Raw genomic sequence first — 24,405 nt, forward strand, 5'->3', positions numbered from 1 at the left:
TTCATCATCCAATTGTAATCTTTGTATGCAACATATAGTTCCATCACCGTAAATTCGGGATTATGAGTTCTGTCCATTCCCTCATTTCTAAAATCTTTAGAAAATTCATAAACGGCATCAAAACCTCCAACAATTAAACGCTTTAAGTACAATTCGTTTGCAATACGTAAATATAACGGCATATCTAACGCATTATGATGGGTGACAAAAGGTCGAGCAGCTGCACCACCAGGAATGGGTTGTAATATTGGCGTTTCAACTTCTAAATAACCTTTTTTATTAAAAAAATCACGCATTGAATTCGTAATTTTTGTGCGTTTTATAAAGGTTTCTTTTACGTGGTCATTTACAATTAAATCAACATAGCGTTGACGATATCTTTGCTCTGCATCGGAAAAAGCATCGTGAACTTTCCCATCAGCATCTGTTTTTACTACCGGTAATGGACGTAAACTTTTAGAAAGTACTGTTAATTCTTTTACATTCACTGAAACTTCACCAACTTTAGTTTTAAAAACTTCTCCTCTAATACCAATGATATCGCCCATATCCAATAATTTTTTGAATACAGTATTGTACATTGTTGAGTCATCTTCAGAGGAAATTTCATCTCTATTTACGTAAATTTGCATTCTTCCACTAGCATCCTTTAATTCAGCAAAAGAGGCTTTTCCCATAATTCTACGACTCATCATTCTTCCTGCTAAAACGACTTCTTTACCTTCAAAAACATCAAATTTTGACGTTATTTCAAGTATTGTAGTTGTAGTTTTGAATTCTTCTGCCGGATAAGGGTTAATTCCTAACTCACGTAATTTTTGTAAAGACTCTCTTCTAACTATTTCTAGTGCTGATAATTGCATTCGGTAATTTTTTAAATATTATGTTGAATAACAGTTTGCAAAGATACAATCAATTCAGAAAAATATGCAGTTTCGAAAGAAAAAGTGTTTAGAATATGAAATCTAATTAAATTTTATATATTTGCTCATCGCATTTTTATGCGATTTAGTTGTGTTGTTTGACGTTAATAGCGTCAGGTTTTTTTTAAAACCAATGGAAAGCTTCCCGAATTCGGGACGCTTTTTTTATTTTTCAACAGTTTGTATTTCTTAAAAACTAAAGAAAGCTGCTTTATAATCCCAAAAAATTGAAATATATAAACCTGTAAAAATTACAGCAGCTATAAATTTCATAAAAGAAGAAGTTAAAAAGCCTATAAAAGATCCAAAAGCTGCCTTTAATGCTTTCCCTGAATTTTTTTCATTTAACATTTCACCAATATAAGCACCCACAAAAGGTCCTATAATAATACCAAAAGGTATAGGAGCTATTAAGCCTATAACTAACCCAACCATAGTACCAATAACGCCATAACGTGTTCCACCAAATTTTTTGGTTCCAATAGCTGGTATAAAATAATCTACAATCCAAATTAGAATTGCAATAGCTAAAGTAATACCTAAAAAAGTCCAATTCATTGGAACTGCGTCTGTGAAATGAAGTATTAGCAATCCAACCCAACTAGTAAACGGACCTGGTAATATTGGTAAAAAAGAACCTATAATACCTAATAAAGCAATTAGAAAACCTAGAATTAGTAAAAAAATATCCATACGCTAATGTATGTTTTCAATTTTAAATTTGAAAGAAAAATAATAGAATTGTACTAATTTTTAACTAAGAAATTAGTTTAAACTAAATATTTAGTTACATTTGTACTGTTGAACTAAAAAATTAGTTGTTAAAATGGACAAGCAATTAACAAAAGCTGAAGAACAATTTATGCAAGTTTTATGGAAATTAAATGAAGCTTCGGTGCAAAATATTATCGATCAATTACCTGAACCTAAACCTGCGTATAATACGGTTTCTACAATTATTAGAATTTTAGAGACCAAAAATTTTGTTGGGCACAAAGCAAAAGGCAGAGGTTATCTTTATTTCCCTTTGGTAAAAAAAGAAGATTACAGTAACCAAACTTTAAACAAGCTGGTAGATGGCTATTTTGAAGGTTCTTTTAAAAGTATGGTTTCTTTTTTTGTTAAGAAGAATGATGTTGATATCAATGATTTAGAAACAATTTTGAAAAATATTAACGACAAAACTTCTGAAAAATGATCAATTATATTTTACAAATCTTATTGTTTCAAGTCTTATTTTTAGCTGTTTATGATATATTTCTTCAAAAGGAAACCTTTTTTAAATGGAATAGAATCTATTTATTAATAACGCCATTTTTATCGTTTTTAATTCCATTTTTAAAGTTTAAAAGCATTCAGCAAACTGTTCCACAAGAATATGTTGTACAATTACCAACCGTATTTTTAAATCCGCAAGTAATTATTGAACAGCATGTTACCAACCAAACTACTATTAATTATTTGCCGTATATTTTTATAAGCGGTGTACTCCTATTCTCAATTATTTTTCTTTTAAAGTTATTTAAAATTCAGAAATTAATTTCAAAAAATATCATTGTTAGGTATCACAAGTATAAGCTAGTGTTATTAACAGAAAAGAAAGCAGCATTTTCATTTTTCAATTATATTTTTATTCATAAAAAATTAAAAGACAATAAAGAATTAGATATCATTCAACATGAAATAATTCACTGTAAACAAAAACACACAATCGATTTATTACTTTTTGAATTACTCAAAATAGTAATGTGGTTTAACCCGCTTATTTATGTGTATCAAAACCGAATTACAGTATTACACGAATATATTTCAGACGCTGAAGTGATTAAAGAAACTAGTAAAAAAAGCTATTTCAACAGCTTACTTTCTGAAACATTTAATGTTGAAAATATTTCATTCACCAATCAATTTTATAAACATTCATTGCTTAAAAAAAGAATTATTATGATTACTAAAGAAAAATCTAAAAAAATGAAACAGTTAAAGTATTTATTAGTGTTGCCTTTATTGGTGAGTATGTTAATTTATGTGTCTTGTACAGATGATGCACAAGCTGAGATTGAGCAAATTGAAAATGTTTTAAAAGAAGAAATGATTCCTTCAGAAGGAAAATATTTTAGAGCAGAAAATGGGTTTATTATGTTTTTAGGAACACATTTAGCAGGAGAAGTTGTCCCATTTGATAATTACACTTTAAAAGAAAAAGAAATATTTAATAAGTTCAATGAACGCGAAAATCCAAAAATTGAAACGAGCATTGTAATAGATGAAAATGGTGACAGAGTACATTTTATTAAGGTACCAAAGCCACCAATAAAAAATAGTACTCAAGAAATTGAAATTGATGATTCTGTTCCTTTTGCAATAATTGAAGAAGTTCCAATTTACCCTGGTTGTGAAGGAAATAAAGAACAACTAAGAGTTTGCCTACAAGAAAAAATTACTGAGCTTGTTGCTTCTAACTTTAACTCTAAAATGGCTAATGAGTTAGGATTGAAAGCTGGAGTTTCAAGAATATTCGTACTATTTAAAATAGATAAAGATGGAACTATTACAGAAGTAAAAGCAAGAGCTCCACATAAAGAATTACAAGAAGAAGCAATAAGAGTCATAAATTTATTACCTAAAATGGTTCCTGGTAAACAAAAAGGTGAAAATGTAGCAGTAAAATACAGTTTACCAATTGCTTTTAAAGTTCAATAATTAGAATTGAAAAAAAAGTTAGTAAATTATTTTACTTTTAGCATTAAAAAACCGAAGAGCATACTTCGGTTTTTTAATATTACTAGCAGCATAGAATAAAACTATTTAATTTTATCAATAATGCTCTCAACCCTTTTACTTTCCATATTGTAATTTACATGCTCTCCTTTTTTCTCTGGGAACTGTTCAATCATAACAGTAGTTGATGGGAATGCAAATTCAACGCCTAATTCTTTTGCTAAGTTTAATATTTTTATATGCAGGCTATGCTTTGAAGATTGTTCCATATTCCAATCTAAAGCAACAAAATAAACATTTACCAATATTAATAACGATGAATCTCCAAAACCTGTAAATTCTACATTAAAAGCATCGTCTCTAGTGTCTGGATGAATTTCAATTATTTTTCGAACACCTTTTACAAATGCATCAATTAACTCAGGTGGTGTATCATATCTTACACCTAAATTAGTTGTATATCTTCTATAAGCACGCAAACCCTTATTGTTTACTACCATTTCAGATAATGCACTATTTGGAATTTGATATACAGACGTATCAGCAGCCCTAACTGTAGTGGATCTAAACCCAACGGTTTCAACAGTTCCAACTACTTCACCCGCTTCAATCCAATCACCAATATGAAAGGGTTTGTCGATAAAAATCATAATCGTACCAATCAAGTTTTTAACGGTATCTTGTGAGGCTAAAGCAACTGCTAAACCACCAATTGAGGCCCCTGCAATTACAGTAAATGGCTCAATTCCAAAAAGAGTTAATAATTTTAAAAAACCTAAAATTACGACAATACCAGTCAAAAAATTATTTAATATAGGCACTAACTGATCATCTAATTTACCATGGGTAGACTCCGCAAAATCAGCATAAATACTCATAACAACTTGTACTAACTTAAGAAATACATAGATCCAAAAAACAGTTACCATAATATTTAACGCTAGAAATAAAATTGTACTTACATCTAAATCCAACAATAAAGACGGTAATAGTAATTTTATTCCCCAAATTAATAGCAATAAAACTATGGGTCTTGTCAATTTTTTCAAAGCAATATTTATATTATCACTTGATTTATGAATAATGAAATATTGTATTTTTTGTAAGATATAAAAGACAATTTTTTTAAGCACATAAAATACTAATGTACTTAATAATGCTAAAATGATCAGCCCTAAATACTGCCATAATTCAATTTTAAATAGCGATTTATGTCCAAACTCTGGAATTATTTGCTTTAATTTTTCAGTATGCCAAGGATACATACTACTATAAATATCTTTTACTTGATCTACGGTTTCAGCAGAATAATACCAGCTATCCCCTACTTTTTCAAGATAAATCTCCTCCATTCTATGCGGAAATAAAACATACTTTTTGGCTATGGCAAATTCAATAGAGTCAGAATACATTTTATCTTTAGGAACTTTATCAAAATCTACTTTTAAACCTTTACCATCTAATATTTTTTTTAACTTGATAGCAATGTCTTGAGCTTCCTCACCTTCATAGCCATAAATGGTAGTTGCAGCTTTTTCGGGCTCATAAGAATCAGGCTGTAAAAAAAATAAATGAGTGTAAATTGTTGAATTTGGACTACTTAAATCAACTTTTACTTTTTTTTGTGCAAAAATTACTGATGAAATCAGTAAAAATAGAATACTAATCTTCTTCATTTTATAACTAATTAAAGTGTGACCCAAATTTAAAGATAAATTAAGCCTAATATGTTAAAATTATTGAATTATTTTCTTTTCTTTTTAGCGTTATATTTTTTTTTCTTCCTTGAAGTATAAGTGATGGTATCATCAAAAGTATTTTTAGTTTTTGAAGGTTTATTTCTTCTCCAAGAACTAGTTGAAGGTAATAATTTTTGCAATAAATCACTTCTACCTACATTCGATAAAGTATTTCTAATCCATTGCTGATTTTCTCTTTTATACCAAAAGAAAAACCGATGTTGTTCATCTCTATCCTTTTTTGTTTTGGGAGATTTCATTGGTTTTAAGGTATATGGATGATAACCACTATAATAGATAACCGTTGCAACGGTCATTGGTGTTGGTGTAAAACCTTGCACTTGCTCCAACTGAAAGCCCATATCTTTAGTTTCGGCTGCTAAATTTGCCATATCCTCTAATTCACAAGCTGGGTGACTAGAAATGAAATAAGGAATTAACTGAAGGTTCAATTTTTTTCTAAAATTAATTTTATCGAAACGTTCCTTAAATTTATGGAAATACGTAAAGGAAGGTTTTCGCATTAATTTTAACACATTATCTGAAGTATGTTCTGGTGCAACTTTTAATCGACCAGAAACATGATTAGTCATTACTTCTTCGGTATAAGCATCTAACTCTTTTGGATCAGCTAATTTATTAAATTCAGGAACTAACATATCATGTCTAATTCCACTTCCAATAAATGACTTTTTTACTTTAGGGTGTTTATCAACTGCCTTATAAAGGTCGGTTAATGGTTTATGTGAAGTATCTAAATTATGGCAAATTACAGGTGAAATACAAGAAGGTGATACACACTTGTCACAAATTTCTTGTACTTTCCCTTTCATTTTATACATATTTGCTGAAGGACCACCAATATCAGATAAATACCCTTTAAAATCGGGCATATTTGCAACCTTATCTACTTCCTTTAAAATAGATTCTTGACTTCTACTTGCAATAAATTTTCCTTGATGAGCTGAAATAGTACAAAAACTACAACCTCCAAAACATCCACGATGAATATTTATGGAAAACTTAATCATTTCAAACGCAGGAATAGGACCTCTTTTATTATATTTTGGATGCGGTAATCGCGTAAAAGGCAAATCGAAAGAGGCATCAATCTCCTTTTCTGTCATTGTTTCAAAAGGAGGATTTATAACCAACACCGAATCGCCTACATCTTGTAAAATACGGTCTGCAAATAATTTATTAGACTCTTGCTCTATTACTTTAAAATTAGATGCAAATAATTTCTTGTCTTTTAAACAAATCTCATGAGAATGAATTTTTACATCCTTCCAATTCTTATTTTTTGGTAAATCTTCTTCTTTTTTAAGTAAAAATCCGGTCTGATTTACCGTTTTTATACTAGAAAATGGCACACCCTTCTGAAGCAAATTAACAACTTCTCGTAAAGGTTGCTCTCCCATTCCATAAACCAACAAATCAGCTTTTGAATCAGCCAAAATAGTTGGTTTTAATTGGTCACTCCAATAATCATAATGGGTAACTCTTCTCAATGAAGCCTCAATACCTCCAATTAAAACAGGAACATCAGGAAACTTCTCCTTCAAAATATTTGTATAAACCGTAGTTGCATAATCTGGTCTAAAACCAATATCACCATTTGGTGTATAGGCATCTTTATCTCTTTTCCGTTTACTTGCAGTATAATTACTAACCATTGGATCCATACAACCACCTGTAACACCAAAAAATAATTTAGGAGTTCCTAGCTTTGTGAAATCTTGCAAGTTATCATGCACACTTGGTTGCGGAACAATGGCAACTTTTAAACCATAGCTCTCTAATATTCTTCCAATAACAGCTGGTCCAAATGCAGGATGATCTACATAGGCATCACCACTAAAAAGGATCACGTCTAACTCTTCCCAACCTCTAAGTTTTACCTCTTTATTTGTTGTTGGTAACCAATCTGAAAGTTTATTCATTATCATATGCTGCAAAAATACATTAAATAAAGTAATTGAAATTGCCCATTTTAAAACGAACTTCTGTTAACGAATGTTAATGAGTGTTAATGATTTAAACCTTTGATGAAAAGGATGGTCTTAGAAGTATAAAATGTATAATAATTAATAATTTAAAAAATAAAAAAATGAGAAAAATAATTGGAATTTTAAGTTTACTACTTGTAATTAGCTTTACAAGCAATGCACAACAAAATAATAAAAGAGGAGAACGAAAAGCTGAATTATCTCCAGAACAAATGGCTACCCTACAAATTAAAAAAATGGATTTACAGTTAGATTTAAATGATAGCCAAGAAAAAGCAATTTATAAATTAATTGAAAATCAGACTGCTGAACGTGAAAAAGCTAGAGAAAAATTCAGTTCAAAAAGAGAAAAAGGAGAGAAACTTACTAGTGATGAACGTTTTAAACAACAAAATGAACGATTAGACAAGCAACTTGAGCATAAAGCAGCTCTAAAGAAAATACTTTCACAAGAGCAATTTTCAAAATGGGAAGACAACACTAAAAATAAAATAAAAAGTCGTAAAAAAAGAATTGCAAAAACTAAAAATAGCGGAGAAAATAGACAAGGTTTTAAAACTGAAAATCAACAAAAAAGACCTTACAAAAATAAAAGTTAATTTGATTTGATTTAATTGTTAGTTAAATTCAGGTAGTAATCTAAAAATGTGTTAATTAAAAAAGCTATTTCAAAACAGCTTTTTTAATTAACACACTACCTTTTTAGTTTATTTCTGTTTCAACTTCAATTATTTTATTCTTTACTTCAATCTTTACATCATCTTTAAGCGCATCAATTTTTTTCATTACTTCTTCTTCAGTACCCTCAAAAATTTCTTCTGTAGTAGTGGTTTCACCGTTCTTTGTTATAGATGTAGTTACAGTTGCTTTTACCATATTTTCTCCATCAACTTCTTCTAAATTCACTTGCACTTCTTTTTTAACTTCTTGATTAACAAGTTCTGTAGATGCTTTTTCTTTTGCGTATTCAGCTACTTCAATCGCATCTAGTGCAATACTTGGTGCAATTACTAATGCTACAACACTCATTAACTTTAATAAAATATTTAACGAAGGTCCTGAAGTATCTTTAAATGGATCACCCACAGTATCACCTACAACAGCAGCTTTATGTGCTTCAGTTCCTTTTTTCCCTTGTTCTTCAATCATTTTTTTAGCATTATCCCAAGCACCACCAGCATTAGATTGAAAAATTGCCATTAGCACTCCTGATGTAGTAACACCTGCTAACAAACCTCCTAACATTTCAGCACCACCAATAAAACCAACGGCAACTGGAACAACTAATGCTAACAATCCAGGAAGTACCATCTCTTTAATAGATGCTTCTGTAGAAATTTCTACGCATTTTTCATATTCAGCATAACCATCAGCTGCATCAAATATTTCACGTTCTTCTTTAGTTGCTTTTGACATATCTGAATTATGCTTTCTCATAACTTCTAAAGCAGCCTTTAATTGAGGGATATCCCTAAACTGACGACGAACTTCTTCAATCATAGCCATTGCTGCTCGCCCTACTGCATTCATAGATAATGCTGAAAAAACGAAAGGTAACATACCTCCAACGAGTAAACCAGCCATAATTTTAGGTTGAGATACATCAATAGCTTTAATATTTGCAGTTTTCATAAAAGCGGCGAATAGTGCTAATGCCGTTAATGCTGCTGAAGCAATTGCAAAACCTTTTCCAATAGCTGCAGTTGTATTTCCTACGGCATCTAATTTATCTGTACGTTCTCTAACTTCACTAGGTAATTCTGCCATTTCGGCAATACCACCTGCATTATCAGAAATTGGTCCATACGCATCAACTGCTAATTGAATACCTGTATTAGCTAACATTCCCACTGCCGCAATTGCAATACCATATAAACCTGCGAAATAGTGAGAAACTATAATTGCTGTAGCAATTAAAAGAATTGGAACTGCTGTAGACATCATTCCAACACCTAACCCAGCAATAATATTAGTAGCTGAACCTGTTTCAGATTGATCTACAATAGATTGTACTGGCTTAGTTCCAGTACCTGTATAATATTCAGTGATTTTTCCTACGCCAAAACCTGCTATTAAACCTGATAATGTCGCATAAAACACACCCATAGCTCCAAAAGGTAAACCTTCTACACTATCTGGCAACATTTCATTAATTATAAAATAAGAAGCTACAATCATTAAAGCGCCCGATCCAAATTCACCTAAATTTAGTGCTTTATGTGGAGAGCCTCCATCTTTTACTTTTACAAAAAGTGTTCCAATAATAGACATTACAATACCTACTGCCGCTAAAACTAGTGGTAAATAAACAGCTCCTAATCCATCAAATTTTGGAGTAAAAATATAGGCTCCTAAAACCATGGTTCCAATAATAGATCCAACATACGATTCAAATAAATCAGCTCCCATTCCAGCAACGTCACCTACATTATCACCAACGTTATCTGCAATAGTTGCAGGATTTAATGGGTGATCTTCAGGAATACCGGCTTCAACTTTACCTACTAAATCAGCACCAACATCAGCAGCTTTTGTGTAAATACCACCTCCAACACGTGCAAATAATGCAATTGAAGAAGCTCCTAATGAGAAACCAGAAAGCACATTTAATACCATTGGTATATTTTCAGCTCCTGACCACATTCCTTGATAAATCATAAATAAGCCACTTAAGCCTAAAACACCTAGACCTACAACACCTAATCCCATTACTGCTCCACCTGCAAAAGCAACTTCCAATGCTTTTCCTAAAGATGTTCTTGCGGCCTGGGTAGTTCTAACATTTGCTTTTGTTGCTACTCTCATACCAATAAATCCGGCTAATGCAGAACAAATTGCTCCAACAATAAATGAAACCGCCACCATTCCATTAGATCCTTCTTCATAAGTTCCTTTAAAGAATAGTAAAATTGCTACAGCAATAACAAAAATTGAAAGTATTTTATACTCTGCTTTTAAGAATGACATTGCACCATCTGCAATATGCTTAGCAATTTTGGACATTTTTTCATTTCCAAAATCTTGTTTAGATACCCAAGCATTTTTTATAACAACAAATACAAGCGCTAAAACACCAAAAAGTGGTAAAAATTTGATTAATAAATCCATTATAAATTAATTAAGTTTAAATGTTTGATTAGATAGGGCTAAAAATAGCATTTTCAAACGTTTTCGCAATACTTTTATCAAAAAAAATCCTTTCATATTTTGAAAGGATTTTTTATTAAATAAATTATATTGTAAATGTTCTCTTTTTTTTATGTTCACTATTATCGTATCTTTCAATACATTCATGGTAAATTTTAATGGCCTCTTCTGCATTTCCCCAACCTCCCACATCTACTTTTTTCTCTTCTAAATCCTTGTAAACTTGAAAGAAATGCTCTATCTCTTTAAGTCGGTGAGGGTTTAAATCTGTAATATCTCTTCTATTATTCCAAATTGGATCAGAAACTGGCACACAAATAATCTTTTCGTCAGGACCTTTTTCATCTGTCATATGAAATACGCCAATTGGTCTAACTTCCATAACTACCATAGGAAAAGTAGGTTCCGTACCTAATACTAAAACATCTAATGGATCTTTATCCAAAGCTAAAGATTCTGGTATAAATCCATAATCACCTGGATACATCATTGATGAAAATAACATTCTGTCAAATCTAATTTTATTTAATGTAAAATCATATTCGTATTTATTTCTACTTCCTTTAGGGATTTCAATTAACACATCAAATGTTAATACGTTTTTTGTTTTAGCATTCATTTTTTTTAATTTTTAACAAAAATACATAATTCTAAATGTACTTGTGTAAATTTATTATGAAATTTAGAAATGAAACCCAAAAGCTCCTTTAATTGCAAAATTAGTTGCATTCGGAACATTTCTATAATTTCCTCTCCAACTAAAATCAAGTCTAAACACTTTAAAAATATTTCCAACCCCTACACTGTATTCATAGTAAACTTTCGTTGGAGCTATATAATTTACAGTTGAAGCATTTAACGCCAAGTTTTCATCAGAAATTTCACCCCAAACACCTTTTACTCCAACAATTTCTCTTAAATTTAATTTTCTTAGCAACGGTATCCGTGAAAAAAACCGACCATTAAAATTATGCTCTATGTGTAATGATGCGTATGTATCAGTAATAAACTCGTAGAAATTTAGATTTGAATACGTATTTTCAATGGTAAAATAGGTTTGATTTCCAGGTACTACATTGAGTAAACCAAGAGGCACTTCTCCAAATGTTTTACCAACCTCAAATGTGGTAAACATTCTACCAAAACCACCAACTAATATAGGTTGCCTATAAAAAAATTGAACTTTTTGATACTCAAAATCGCTATTAAAAACTCCTTTAATTCCTCTAGAATAATTTAAAAATAACGTAGAGTAAGTATCTGTGACCTCATTTCGCTCAACACCATACCCAATCGTTTTTCTATTAGGAGTATATTTTATTGAAAAATCTATTTCAGATTGAATACTCGTGGATTTTTTAATATTTGCTGCTTTGTCTATCCAATAATCTAAATTAAAAGTATCAGGAGAAGCAGACTCAAGTGTTCGATATGAGGCTCCAAGTCGAAGTTCTAAGTTCTTTTTGAGTTCAATTGATAGAAATAAATTCGATAAATTTATGTTGGTAAGTTTCGTGTTATCACCGCTTGAAAATAATGTTGAAGATGCAAAACTACGACCCATTACATCATTTGTTGTTGTTAAACTAACTCCTATCTGCTCAATATCTCTTCTATTTCCAGCTCCAATTATAAACCGACTTTTAGGATTAACCATCCATTTACCAGACAAGCCATATTTAAATTTTTGATCTTCAAAACCATAAGCCGTATAGCCTTGTAAACGCCAAGGCTCATTACCCCCTAAAAATGTTCTCCCTCCTACTCGCAAACGCCATCCCTCAACATCATTCTTTCCAAAAGTTGAAAAAATATCACCATAATCAAAATTGTTAAACTCTACATAACCTGAACCTAAAATTGAAACTAAATTATAAATCCGCTTAAATTTAGGAACTGTTTGTAACGTATCTAACAATTTGTAAATACCTTCTTCATTTTTATTTAATTTTTCTTGTCTGCTTATATCCCAATACTCATCATTTTTGTTATAAATGCCAACATCATAAATGTCAATTTCCTTATTATAAAACTTTGCTCCTTTTTCTTTATTAAAATCATAATCCTTGTACATGGTCGTTCTTCTTCCATATACTCCTTTAGCCTTTTCTTTTTTCTTAAAACTAAAATCAGACAACATATAATCTCTTTTGAGTAAAAATATTGAATCATTTAAAACATCAAATTCTTGCTCAATATAAATGTCCTTTACCCAGTTTATATTTGCACTGCGCGAAGCCTGCATATTAATCTCTTTTACTGCAAATGTGGAGTCGTTTACCCAAAAATCACCTTTAAAAGTCAACTCATTTTTTCTACGTGGATAGTATAAAATATTATAGCACCACTTATTATCAATAAAGGCACTATCTGTTAACACATAATTATAGGTTGAAATACCTGAAGCTTTGGAAATAGGACTTACAAAACTTTTATCAAAAATTTTAATATAGCTATCATATATATTATAATCAACATATAAATCTTTAATGAAAGCAATAACATTTTGATTCGACTCGAATCCTGAATTTTTATTTGCAATTAAATCTTCTCGAAAACCTTTTCCGTTTTTATTTGTCCCATATGATTTGTAAACAGATTCATTAATAAAAATTGGTAAAAAAGCTTTTCCTGTAATTCTAGAAGTATCCACACCATTAAAAACAAACTCCATTCCTTTAAAAAGTTTGCTTTTTTTCATTACACTATCAACATTATTTAAATCGAACTCTAATTTCTCATACTTTTCATATTCATATTGATCAAATAAATAAATTCCATTCTGGCGCTTTTTAGCCCAAATCTTTTTTAAGATAGCAATTGCTGGGTTGTCTTTTTTCTTAACTTTTCCACTATAAATAAATACTTCTTTTAGCTGAGCTGCTAATTCTTCTAATGTAATTGTTAAATCAAAATCTCTACTTTTTATTGAAACAATTTTAGTCTCAAACCCAATAAATGAAACTTCAATTTGAGTATAGTTCTTTTCAGACTCTAAATAGAATGCTCCATTTTCATCAGAGACTGTGCCAGTCGTTGAACCAACAAATAAAATATTTGCAAATGGAATAGTTTGATTTTGATTGTCTTTTACAACCCCACTTATTTTTACCTGTGAAAAAACAACAGAAAAAATAAATAAAAATAGTGTACTAAGTAGTTTATTTTTTTTCATAAGAATAAAAAATTCCTTTTAAGATAAAACTTAAAAGGAATTTATAACGCAAATTCTGTGCCTTTATTTTATATATAATACTTCCTTAACAGCTTTCACAACATCATTAAAGTTTGGCAACCACTCTTCTAATAATACTGGTGAATAAGGTGCAGGAGTATCTGCTGTTGTAATTCTTCTAATTGGAGCATCTAAATAATCAAATACATTTTCTTGAACCTGGAAAGTAATTTCTGATGAAACACTTGCAAAAGGCCAAGCTTCTTCCAAAATAACTAACCTATTTGTTTTTTTAACTGATTTAAAAATAGCTTCAAAATCCATTGGTCTTACTGTTCGCATATCTAAAATTTCTACAGAAATTCCTTCCTTTTCTAGAACTTCAGCGGCTTTATAGGCTTCTTTTATTATTTTTCCAAATGAAACAATTGTAACATCTGTTCCTTCTCTTTTTATATCTGCAACGCCAATTGGAATAATATACTCACCTTCTGGAATTTCCATTTTATCACCATACATTTGCTCAGATTCCATAAAAATAACTGGATCATCATCTCTAATTGCAGCTTTTAATAATCCTTTTGCATCGTATGGGTTTGAAGGTACTATTACTTTTAAACCTGGCGTATTTGCAAACCAATTTTCAAAAGCCTGAGAATGTGTTGCTCCTAATTGACCAGCTGAACCTGTTGGCCCCCTAAAAACAATTGGACAATTTAATTGTCCTCCAGACATTTGTCTAATTTTAGCTGCATTATTTATAATTTGGTCAATCCCTACTAATGAAAAGTTAAAGGTCATAAACTCAACAATTGGTCTGTTTCCATTCATTGCAGATCCTACTGCAATACCTGTAAAGCCTAATTCCGCAATTGGAGTGTCTATCACACGCTTTGCGCCAAACTCATCCAACATTCCTTTTGAAGCTTTATAAGCACCATTATATTCAGCAACCTCTTCACCTAATAGGTACACTGTTTCATCTCTTCTCATTTCCTCACTCATTGCCTCACAAATGGCTTCTCTAAATTGTATTGTCTTCATGCTATCTATTTTTAAGATGTGCAAAAGTAAGCAATTCTAAAATTAGAATCAAAAAAATAATTGTCTTTAAAATTTTACTATGCGCGCATAGTATTTTAAAAAAAAGTAGTATATTCGTATTTCATAAAAAAAGCTTTTATAATTTTATACCAAATATTTAAAAATACACAATAAAATGAAAATATTAGTTTGTATAAGTCACGTACCCGATACTACTTCTAAAATCAACTTTACTGATAATGATTCTAAGTTTGACAGTAACGGAGTACAATATGTGATAAACCCATATGATGAATTTGCCTTAACAAGAGCTATGTGGTTTAAAGAAAAACAAGGCGCAACAGTAACCGTAGTAAATGTAGGAAATGTTTCAACTGAACCTACACTTAGAAAAGCGCTAGCAATTGGAGCAGATGATGCTATTCGAGTAAATGCTGAACCAACCGATGGTTTTGCTGTTGCTAAAGAATTAGCCGAAGTTGTGAAAAATGGTGGCTTTAACTTAGTTTTAGCCGGCAAAGAATCAAGTGATTATAATGGTGGAATGGTTCCTGGAATGTTGGCTGCACTATTAGACTTTAGCTTTGTTAACGCTTGTATTGGTCTAGAAATAGAAGGTGAAAAAGCAACTATTTCGCGAGAAATTGATGGAGGAAAAGAAATTTTATCTTCAAATTTACCATTAATAATTGCAGGGCAAAAAGGGTTGGTTGAAGAAAAAGATTTACGAATACCAAATATGAGAGGTATTATGATGGCGCGTAAAAAACCGTTAACGGTTGTTGAACCAATAAATAGTGAAGCTGCAACTTCAATAATTTCATTCGAAAAACAAGCGGCTAAAGCTGCTTGTAAAATGGTTGATGCTGATAATGTAGATGAACTTATTCGTTTATTACATAATGAAGCAAAAGTAATTTAATATTAAAAGATTTAACAAACAAAAATATATGTCAGTTTTAGTTTTTGCCGAAACATCGGAAGGAAAATTTAAGAAATCTGCTTTTGAAGTAACTTCTTACGGAAAAAAAGTAGCAGAACAGTTAGGAACAAATGTTGTTGTGTTAACAATAAATTCAAATGAACCTACCTTACTATATATGTATGGAGCAGAAAAAGTTTTAAATGTGTCAAATGATGCATTACGTACTTTTAATGCTAAAGTATATGCAAACATTATTAAACAAGCAGCTGAAAAAGAAAATTCAAAACTTGTAATTATTGATTCTAATGCTAACGCAATATACCTTGCTCCAACATTAGCTGTTAATTTAAGCGCTGGTTACGCAAGTAATGTAGTTGCATTACCGACTTCAACTTCACCATTTACTCTTAAAAGAAAAACATTTTCTAATAAAGCGTTTAATTATACTGAGTTAACAACTGACTGCAAAGTTATTTCTTTAGCTAAAAATTCATTTGGGTTAGTTGAAAATAAAGTAGATGGAAATGTTGAAGAATTTTCACCTCAATTAATTGAAAGTGGATTAACTTCAACTTCTGTAGAACAAACAACAGGTAAGGTAACTATTGCCGATGCTGATGTGGTAGTATCAGGAGGTAGAGGTTTAAAAGGGCCGGAAAATTGGGGAATGATTGAAGAATTAGCGGATGTTTTTGGTGCTGCAACAGCTTGCTCAAAACCAGTTTCAGATTTAGGATGGAGACCTCATAGTGAACACGTTGGACAAACTGGAAAACCCGTAGCTTCTAACTTATATGTTGCCGTCGGAATTTCAGGAGCCATACAACATTTAGCGGGTGTTAACTCGTCTAAAGTAAAAGTTGTTATTAATACAGACCCTGAAGCGCCTTTCTTTAAAGCTGCAGATTATGGGATTATAGGTGATGCTTTCGAAGTTGTTCCTAAATTAATTGAAAAGTTAAAAGAATTTAAAGCAAATAACGCATAATTTTATTAAATTGTGCCTCTTAATAAGGCTGTCTAATGATTGGACATCAAAGTCCTTTGATTAGATAGTCTTTTTTGTTAATTTTAACTTATGAGTTTAGTTCGTCTAAATATTAAAGGCATATCATATAGTCAAACGCAGAGTGGTGCTTACGCATTGGTACTTAGTGAAGTTAAGGGATCAAGAACCTTACCAATAGTGATTGGAGCTTTTGAAGCCCAATCTATTGCTATTGCTTTAGAAAAAGAAATAAAACCTCCTCGCCCACTTACTCACGACCTTTTTAAATCTTTCGCAGATAGATTTCACATTGTTATAAAACAAGTTATTATTCATAAATTAGTTGATGGCGTATTTTATTCAAGTTTAATTTGTGAACGCGATAAAATAGAAGAGATTATTGATACACGAACTTCTGATGCAATTGCATTAGCAACTCGCTTTAATGCTCCTATTTTTACGTATGAAAATATACTTGACAAAGCAGGTATTTATTTAAAAATGAAAGATACTTTAACTTCTGGTGAAGATCCTTTGAGTATTGAAAATTTAATAGATGAAGAACCTACTTCAGATAAAAAAGAGACTTCCTTTTCTAAAGATACGCTAGAGCAGTTAAATGAAAAATTGAATCATGCAATTCAACAAGAGGATTACGAGTTAGCAGCAAAAATTCGTGATGAAATAACTAATCGAACTTCGAAATAATTAAACATATGCAAAAAAAAATAAGTTTATTCATTATAGCTTTACTTTTAATTTCAATTTCATCCTACTCACAAGAAACAATTCAAAATACAATAATAGATAATCAAGGATTTTCTATAACCTCTTTATGGCGAGGTATATTAGGAATGGTTTCTTTAATTTTAGTTGCCTATTTATTTAGTAGTAATAGAAAAGGTATTAATTGGAAAACTGTCGGTGCTGGACTATCTGCACAATTAATTATAGCTTTTGGAGTTATTAAAGTCCCTTTTGTCCAAAAAGGGTTTGAATTTGTTGGTGGAATTTTTACTAATATTCTGGATTATACCGCAGCCGGAAGTGCATTTCTTTTTGGAGATTTAATGAACATTGACTCTTTTGGGTACATATTTGTATTTCAAATTTTACCCACAATTATTTTCTTTTCAGCACTAACATCATTACTGTTTTATTTAGGAGTCATACAAATTATTGTTAAGGGATTGGCATTGCTTTTAACAAAGCTCCTAAAAATTTCGGGGGCAGAAAGTTTATCGGTTGCTGGAAATATATTTTTAGGACAAACAGAAGCTCCTTTAATGATAAAAGCATATTTAGAACGTATGAATCGTTCTGAAATACTATTAGTTATGATTGGCGGAATGGCTACCGTTGCTGGAGGTGTTTTAGCCGCATATATTGGATTTTTAGGAGGTAACGACCCTGTTTTGAGGTTGCATTATGCGAAACATTTATTGGCTGCATCAGTTATGGCAGCCCCTGGAGCAATTGTGGTTTCTAAAATACTGTATCCGCAAACTGAAAAAATAAATACTGATGTAAAAGTTTCACAGGAAAAAATAGGATCAAACATTTTAGATGCCATTGCCAATGGAACAACAGAAGGTTTAAAATTAGCCGCAAACGTTGCTGCTATGCTACTTGTTTTTGTTGCAATTATTGCCATGGTAAATGGAATTTTTGGTTGGATTGGTGACATCACTAACCTAAATAGTTGGATGGCTGCAAATACACCGTATCAAAGTTTTACATTAGAATCTGTTTTAGGAACCATCTTTGCCCCTTTGATGTGGTTAATTGGTGTTGCTAAAGAAGATATGATGTTAATGGGGCAACTGTTAGGGGTTAAACTAGCAGCAAGTGAATTTGTTGGATATATTCAACTTGCTGAACTAAAAAACATTGCTAGTGCTACACATTTTACGTATAGTAAATCAATAATAATGGCAACATATATGCTTTGTGGATTTGCAAATTTTGCTTCCATTGGAATTCAGATTGGAGGAATTGGTTCACTTGCACCAGGCCAACGTAAAACTTTATCAGAATTTGGTATGAAAGCACTAATTGGAGGCTCGTTAGCTTCTTTATTATCAGCTACAATTGCAGGTATGATTATTGGATAGTCTATGTGTAAATGTTGAACTGTAAAATTGTTGGATTGAATAAATTAACAATTGTACTTTTAAACACTTAAACGAACAGTAAGAATGAAACAATATTTAGATTTAATAAAACACGTTCAAGATAACGGAATTGTAAAAGAAGATAGAACAGGAACAGGAACAAAAAGTGTTTTTGGGTATCAAATGCGTTTTGATTTAAGTCAAGGTTTTCCTATGTTAACAACCAAAAAATTGCATTTAAAATCTATTATCTACGAACTTCTTTGGTTTCTAAAAGGAGAAACTAACATCGAATACTTAAAAGAAAATAATGTTAAAATTTGGGATGCTTGGGCGAATGAAAATGGAGATTTAGGACCAGTTTATGGACATCAATGGCGAAATTGGAATAGTGAAGGCATAGATCAGATTGCTGAAGTAATTGAAACCATAAAAACAAACCCTGACAGTAGACGAATGCTAATTTCAGCTTGGAATCCAAGTGTTTTACCGGATACATCTGTTTCCTTCTCTGAAAATGTAGCAAAGGGTAAAGCAGCATTACCACCTTGTCATGCTTTTTTCCAATTCTATGTTTCAGATGGCAAATTATCTTGTCAGTTATACCAACGAAGCGCTGATATTTTTTTAGGAGTTCCTTTTAATATTGCATCATATGCATTGCTTACCATGATGGTAGCTCAAGTTTGTAACTTAAAATCAGGCGATTTTATACATACTTTTGGTGATGCCCATATTTATAACAATCATAGTGAACAAATTGAGTTACAATTATCAAGAGAAACAAGAACGCTCCCTACAATGGAATTAAATCCTGACGTAAAAAATATATTCGACTTTACATATGAAGATTTTTCTTTAAAAAATTATAATCCTCATCCTCATATTAAAGGAAAAGTATCTGTTTAATTTTTTTAAAATTGATTCATTTAAAAAATAAAATTATTTCAAAATATTAATAAATCTTTAATATTTTAATTAAAAATCATTTAATACATTTATAGCTAGAAAAGAAAACAATGGACACACTACAACTAAAAAAGAAAATTATTGAGAGAATTATTGAAATTGAAGATAATATTGTTTTAAAAAACATTGACAATTTATTAAATTCTTCAGATGAGGATATGATGAAATTATTAAATTTCCCAACAAACAAACTTCAAAATCAAGACGGTAACGAAACCGAAGACTTTACAGGTTATATTAAAGAATGGGTTAAAAATATGTAAACCTTGCTGCTATGAATGAACAACACGAACTGTATGAAAATGCGCGAAAACGTATGCAACAAAAAAAAAGGTTGTTTACTCATTTTGTTCTATTTTTAGTAGGATCTGTATTTTTAATAGCACTTAATAAAGTATTAAAAGTAGGTGAAAGTTTTATAGAAAACTGGTTTGTTTGGGCCATTACATTATGGCTTTTCGTTTTGATATTGCATTTTATTAATGTGTTTTTTACGAATCGGTTTATGGGCAAAGAATGGGAGAGAAAACAAACTGAAAAATTAATTACTAAACAAGAATTAAAAATTGCAAAACTAGAAAAAGAAATAGCGCTTGAAGCAAAATTAAAAACAGAAAGCGAACTAAACGCTTCTGAACTAAAAAAAAAGAAAAATCCCCTAGACAATTCAGCCAAAGAATGATTACAATTATAGCTGCTATAGCTAACAATAATGCCTTAGGAAAAGACAATCAACTTATTTGGCATCTTCCCGCTGACCTAAAAAGATTTAAAAAAGTGACTTTAAACCATCATATTATTATGGGAAGAAAAACTTTTGAATCTTTAGGAAAGCCTTTACCTAAAAGAACAACTATAATTATTACCCGAGATACAAAATTAGAAGTTGATGGTTGCATTGTAGTTCATTCTTTAAAAGATGCAATAAATGCCGCAAAACAAGATGAAAACCCTTATATATTAGGTGGTGCAGAAATATATAAACAAGCGATAGACATTGCTGATAAATTAGATATCACATTGGTTCATCATGATTTTGACGCTGATGTTTTTTTCCCTGAAATTAATTTAAACATATGGGAAGAAACATCTCGAGAAGATTTTAAAGCAGATAATAAAAATAAATACGATTATAGTTTTGTTTCATATTTAAGAAAAAAAGAGGCCTTATCAAATTAGATAAGACCTCAAAACTTAATTAATCTACATTAAAAATATTTCTACTTTTCTTTTCTTATTGTTTCTACAAAAGTTCTATTGTTACTTTTCATAACTAACTTATATTTCCCTAAATTCAGATTTGAAATATTAATTAAACGCCCAAGGTAAACATCATCTTGAAGTTCTTCATTATAGATCAAATTTGAATCAGCGTCATAAAGTGCAATCTTTAAATTTTTCTCACCTAAAGCCACCATAGAAATTGAAAATATATTTTTCTTATATTCTCTAACAATTGGCTTATAATAAATTTCTTCTTTTTCTCTTTCAAATGAAACACTTGCTTCATTAACAATGAATGGTAGCACTTTAATTTTTGTTTGTCCATTTATTTCAAAAAAGTAATTACCGTTTGGTAATGAAGTTAAATCGTATTTATTTGAAAATTTTACTCCTTGAAATTTTTCTTTAAATAACGTTAAACCAAAGCTATTTTTAATTGAAACCTCAATACTTCCATCAAAATTTTCAAAATCAAGAACAACTGATTTTGATTCATTTCCGTACATAATTATTCCTGTACTTACGTTATTTGCATTTGATAATAAACTTGTACCTAAAAATAACATTACTACAAGCTTTCTAAATGATTTTTTCATAATTTTTAATTTTAAAATTAGTATGGGACAAATATATGTTGAACATAAATTATAGAACACTTCTGAATTTTCCATTTTATATGTTTTTTTAACCCATTTTTGAATTACGAAAACGTTTTAGGTTAATTTAACACATTATTATGTCAATATGATATAGTTACTCATTTATAAAAATTATACTTTTGTAAAAAAAACATGAATAACATAAAACCTGCTTTTGAAAAAATTAACCCTGAGTTTGGAACTTCCATTCGGGTAAAGCAACATTCTAAGATTGTTGAAAACCAGTTACCCTTTTGGCATTTTCATCCTGAGCTTGAGTTAGTATATGTAAATAAAGGAAAAGGAAAGCGACATATAGGCAGTCATCTTTCCTATTTTAATAATAGTCAACTACTATTAATAGGTGCTAGTTTGCCACACAGTGGATTTACGGATCGTTTTTCAACTAATGGAACAGAAACTATTGTGCAGTTTAAAGAAGATTTTTTAGGAGCTAATTTTCTTAGTATTCCGGAAATGAAATCAATAAAAACATTATTCTATAGAGCTAAAAAAGGTGTTATTTTCACTTCTGAAACTAAACAAGTTATAGGTGCTAAAATTCAATCTTTAGTTGAGAAAAAGGGAATGGATAGAATTATAACATTTTTAGAGATACTTCAAGAGTTAGCTACTACTCCTAATTATTCACTCTTAAATGTAGATGGATTTGCATTCGAAATTGAGCCTCAAGACAATAGAAAAATTGATATTGTTTTTGGACACGTCAATGAAAATTTTAAACGACCTATTCCTTTAAATGAAATTTCAGATAAAGTTAGTATGACAGTTCCTGCGTTTTGTAGATATTTTAAAAAAGTAACTGGAAAAACATTTACCTTGTTTGTGAATGAATTTAGAATTGTTCATGCTACAAAATTATTAGCTGAAAATCCAATGAGTATTACCGATGTTTGTTTTGAAAGTGGTTTTAATAACTTCTCTCATTTTAATAAACTATTTAAACAAATTACAGGTAAAACACCTCTAAAATATAGAAATGAAATGAAACAGCTTCTTGTTCAAAACTAATTACTTTATTTCTATCATAAAAGGAAGTCTGGTTTGAATTCCTTTTAATTTAGAAAGTGCTTTTATTGATTTATAAATTTTATAATTGTCCTCTCCTAATTCCTCAATTAAAACTTTTTCTTTGGTTTTCATAAATGGAAAACTACTGAATCTATCTTCTAAATCAATGTTATAACTTGGGTAATTACGAACTTTATAGTCGGTTGTTTCAGCTAACTCAGCTGCATATGAGACAGCCGCATCTAAATTACCTAACTCATCTACTAAACCATTATTTAAAGCATCAACGCCTGACCAAACTCTTCCTTGCGCAATGGCATCAACATCCTCAATTTCCATATTTCTTCCATCAGCAACTCTCTCTAAAAAAGTAGTATAAACTGCTTCAACACCTTCAGTTGTAACTGATCTAAATTCATTACTCATTGGTTCAAAAACGCTATAAGAAGCTCCTTTATTTGTACTTACTTGTTCTGCATTAATTCCAATTTTGTTTGCTAAATTACTCATGTTTGGAATTACACCAAAAACACCTATTGACCCTGTTATTGTTGTAGGCTCAGCAAATATTCTATCTGCACTACATGCAATATAATACCCTCCTGATGCGGCAACATTACCCATTGATACTACAATTGGTTTTTTATTTCCAGCAAGTTTCATTTCTCTCCAAATTAACTCACTTGCTAACGCACTTCCTCCTGGAGAATTTACTCTTAAAACAATTGCTTTTACACTCTTGCTTTCTGTTGCTTTTCGTAATGCATTTATTATTAAATCTTGCCCAATAACATCTTCATTTCCTTTTCCATAAATAATTTCACCTTGAGCATAAATAACTGCAATTTTATCTGAAGCCGAAGACAAAACTCTTCCTTTTCCAGAAGCTATATAATCTTGAATTGATACTTTACTTAATTTATCAACTTTCAATAATCCAACAGCCAATTTTAATTTATCCATATATTCATCAAAATATAATGCCTCGTCAACTAGCTTACTCTCAATTGCCAAAGTTGCATTTCTACCTAATAAATTATCGGCAATATTATTAACCAATTCTTCTGTCAATTCTCTACTTGTTGAAATATCCACAACCATTTCATCCCAAATAGACGTTAAGAAAGCGCTGATTTGCTCTCTATTATCAGCACTCATTTCGTTGTATAAAAATGGTTCAACCGCACTTTTATACTTTCCGTGACGAATCACTTCCATAGTAACTCCGGTTTTATCCTCTAAGTCTTTATAAAATAAGATTTCTGAAGATAAACCTTTGAAATCAATTGCCCCAACAGGATTTAAAAATATAGAATCTGCTACAGAACTAAAGTAATACGATTTTTGGTCAAACATATCTGCATAAGCCATTACAAATTTTCCCGACTCTTTAAATTCTACTAATTTATTTCTAATGGCTTGGGTTTGTGCAATACCTGCATTAACTCCTAAACTTGTGATACTAATTCCTTTAATCTTTTCATCATATTTAGCATTTTCAATAGCATTAATTATGGTATTTAATCCAATTTTAGCATCATTAAAACCGAATATTTCATCAAGAGGATTTTCACTTTTCGGAGCATAATCTTTTACAAGCTCTTCCAATTGAATTTCTAAAATAGAATTACTTGCTACAGATACTTTTTTTGTATCCCCTACCGCAGCAGCAACAAGTAAAAACAATACTAAAATAATACCTAAAGCAATTAAAGTTCCAAATATTGATGCAAATAAATTTCTTAAAAAGTTCATAT

The 24,405-nt window shown here is 30.5% G+C and carries 22 protein-coding genes; 12 read left to right on the plus strand and 10 right to left on the minus strand.

Annotated elements, in window-relative coordinates:
* Nucleotides 1–863: amino acid--tRNA ligase-related protein (locus tag HKP59_RS08160; protein ID WP_291805509.1), on the minus strand; the 863-nt coding region annotated here is incomplete at its 3' end.
* Between the two features lie 249 nt (nucleotides 864–1,112).
* Nucleotides 1,113–1,616 carry a DUF456 domain-containing protein gene (locus tag HKP59_RS08165; RefSeq protein ID WP_291805511.1) on the minus strand — a complete coding sequence of 168 codons (504 nt, stop codon included), beginning with the start codon at nucleotides 1,614–1,616 and terminating at the stop codon, nucleotides 1,113–1,115.
* A 133-nt stretch (nucleotides 1,617–1,749) separates the two neighbouring features.
* Here HKP59_RS08165 and HKP59_RS08170 point away from each other — a divergent pair, with 133 nt between their 5' ends.
* Nucleotides 1,750–2,121, plus strand: a complete 372-nt coding sequence (locus HKP59_RS08170; protein WP_291805514.1) for a BlaI/MecI/CopY family transcriptional regulator — start codon at nucleotides 1,750–1,752, stop codon at nucleotides 2,119–2,121.
* Nucleotides 2,118–3,626: a M56 family metallopeptidase gene (locus HKP59_RS08175; RefSeq protein WP_291805517.1), complete on the plus strand. Its 1,509-nt coding sequence runs from the start codon at nucleotides 2,118–2,120 to the stop codon at nucleotides 3,624–3,626. The genes HKP59_RS08170 and HKP59_RS08175 overlap by 4 nt, the downstream gene beginning before the upstream one ends.
* A gap of 101 nt (nucleotides 3,627–3,727) precedes the next feature.
* Here HKP59_RS08175 and HKP59_RS08180 read toward each other — a convergent pair whose 3' ends face one another.
* Both HKP59_RS08180 and HKP59_RS08185 read right to left on the minus strand, forming a co-directional pair.
* A complete protein-coding gene (locus HKP59_RS08180) occupies nucleotides 3,728–5,320 on the minus strand; it encodes a mechanosensitive ion channel family protein (protein WP_291805520.1) in 1,593 nt (530 codons plus the stop codon).
* Between the two features lie 68 nt (nucleotides 5,321–5,388).
* A complete protein-coding gene (locus HKP59_RS08185) occupies nucleotides 5,389–7,332 on the minus strand; it encodes a YgiQ family radical SAM protein (RefSeq protein WP_291805524.1) in 1,944 nt (647 codons plus the stop codon).
* 161 nt (nucleotides 7,333–7,493) lie between these two features.
* Here HKP59_RS08185 and HKP59_RS08190 point away from each other — a divergent pair, with 161 nt between their 5' ends.
* Nucleotides 7,494–7,991 carry a hypothetical protein gene (locus HKP59_RS08190; RefSeq protein ID WP_291805527.1) on the plus strand — a complete coding sequence of 166 codons (498 nt, stop codon included), beginning with the start codon at nucleotides 7,494–7,496 and terminating at the stop codon, nucleotides 7,989–7,991.
* A gap of 103 nt (nucleotides 7,992–8,094) precedes the next feature.
* Here the strand turns inward: HKP59_RS08190 and HKP59_RS08195 are convergent, their stop codons facing one another.
* From HKP59_RS08195 to HKP59_RS08210, 4 genes are all read right to left on the minus strand, one after another.
* Nucleotides 8,095–10,500, minus strand: a complete 2,406-nt coding sequence (locus HKP59_RS08195) for a sodium-translocating pyrophosphatase (RefSeq protein WP_291805530.1) — start codon at nucleotides 10,498–10,500, stop codon at nucleotides 8,095–8,097.
* A gap of 124 nt (nucleotides 10,501–10,624) precedes the next feature.
* Complete coding sequence (locus HKP59_RS08200) at nucleotides 10,625–11,158, minus strand: inorganic diphosphatase (RefSeq protein ID WP_291805532.1); 534 nt, start codon at nucleotides 11,156–11,158, stop codon at nucleotides 10,625–10,627.
* A gap of 63 nt (nucleotides 11,159–11,221) precedes the next feature.
* Nucleotides 11,222–13,714: a DUF5686 and carboxypeptidase-like regulatory domain-containing protein gene (locus tag HKP59_RS08205; protein ID WP_291805535.1), complete on the minus strand. Its 2,493-nt coding sequence runs from the start codon at nucleotides 13,712–13,714 to the stop codon at nucleotides 11,222–11,224.
* 63 nt (nucleotides 13,715–13,777) lie between these two features.
* Nucleotides 13,778–14,758, minus strand: a complete 981-nt coding sequence (locus HKP59_RS08210) for a pyruvate dehydrogenase complex E1 component subunit beta (protein ID WP_291805538.1) — start codon at nucleotides 14,756–14,758, stop codon at nucleotides 13,778–13,780.
* Between the two features lie 175 nt (nucleotides 14,759–14,933).
* Here HKP59_RS08210 and HKP59_RS08215 point away from each other — a divergent pair, with 175 nt between their 5' ends.
* The 8 genes from HKP59_RS08215 (at nucleotide 14,934) to HKP59_RS08250 (ending at nucleotide 20,933) form a co-directional block, all read left to right on the plus strand.
* Nucleotides 14,934–15,680, plus strand: coding sequence for an electron transfer flavoprotein subunit beta/FixA family protein (locus tag HKP59_RS08215; RefSeq protein WP_291805541.1), 747 nt, complete (start codon nucleotides 14,934–14,936; stop codon nucleotides 15,678–15,680).
* A 28-nt stretch (nucleotides 15,681–15,708) separates the two neighbouring features.
* A complete protein-coding gene (locus HKP59_RS08220) occupies nucleotides 15,709–16,671 on the plus strand; it encodes an electron transfer flavoprotein subunit alpha/FixB family protein (protein WP_291805543.1) in 963 nt (320 codons plus the stop codon).
* Between the two features lie 90 nt (nucleotides 16,672–16,761).
* Entirely contained in the window at nucleotides 16,762–17,379 is a 618-nt protein-coding gene (locus HKP59_RS08225) for a bifunctional nuclease family protein (protein WP_291805546.1), read from the plus strand.
* 8 nt (nucleotides 17,380–17,387) lie between these two features.
* Nucleotides 17,388–18,785 carry a nucleoside transporter C-terminal domain-containing protein gene (locus HKP59_RS08230; protein WP_291805549.1) on the plus strand — a complete coding sequence of 466 codons (1,398 nt, stop codon included), beginning with the start codon at nucleotides 17,388–17,390 and terminating at the stop codon, nucleotides 18,783–18,785.
* 84 nt (nucleotides 18,786–18,869) lie between these two features.
* Nucleotides 18,870–19,694 carry a thymidylate synthase gene (locus HKP59_RS08235; protein ID WP_291805552.1) on the plus strand — a complete coding sequence of 275 codons (825 nt, stop codon included), beginning with the start codon at nucleotides 18,870–18,872 and terminating at the stop codon, nucleotides 19,692–19,694.
* 110 nt (nucleotides 19,695–19,804) lie between these two features.
* Nucleotides 19,805–20,017 carry a hypothetical protein gene (locus HKP59_RS08240; protein WP_291805554.1) on the plus strand — a complete coding sequence of 71 codons (213 nt, stop codon included), beginning with the start codon at nucleotides 19,805–19,807 and terminating at the stop codon, nucleotides 20,015–20,017.
* A gap of 11 nt (nucleotides 20,018–20,028) precedes the next feature.
* A complete protein-coding gene (locus tag HKP59_RS08245) occupies nucleotides 20,029–20,436 on the plus strand; it encodes a 2TM domain-containing protein (RefSeq protein ID WP_291805557.1) in 408 nt (135 codons plus the stop codon).
* Complete coding sequence (locus tag HKP59_RS08250) at nucleotides 20,433–20,933, plus strand: dihydrofolate reductase (protein ID WP_291805559.1); 501 nt, start codon at nucleotides 20,433–20,435, stop codon at nucleotides 20,931–20,933. Before HKP59_RS08245 ends, HKP59_RS08250 begins: the two co-directional genes overlap by 4 nt.
* A gap of 41 nt (nucleotides 20,934–20,974) precedes the next feature.
* Here HKP59_RS08250 and HKP59_RS08255 read toward each other — a convergent pair whose 3' ends face one another.
* Nucleotides 20,975–21,574, minus strand: coding sequence for a hypothetical protein (locus HKP59_RS08255; RefSeq protein ID WP_291805561.1), 600 nt, complete (start codon nucleotides 21,572–21,574; stop codon nucleotides 20,975–20,977).
* 195 nt (nucleotides 21,575–21,769) lie between these two features.
* Between HKP59_RS08255 and HKP59_RS08260 the strand changes: the two genes are divergently transcribed.
* A complete protein-coding gene (locus HKP59_RS08260; RefSeq protein ID WP_291805564.1) occupies nucleotides 21,770–22,648 on the plus strand; it encodes an AraC family transcriptional regulator in 879 nt (292 codons plus the stop codon).
* On the opposite strand, the gene sppA is transcribed toward HKP59_RS08260, so the two are convergent.
* Nucleotides 22,649–24,405: signal peptide peptidase SppA (gene sppA / locus HKP59_RS08265; RefSeq protein ID WP_291805565.1), on the minus strand; the 1,757-nt coding region annotated here is incomplete at its 5' end.

Source organism: Lutibacter sp., from assembly GCF_013041805.1.
Lineage (GTDB): Bacteria > Bacteroidota > Bacteroidia > Flavobacteriales > Flavobacteriaceae > Lutibacter.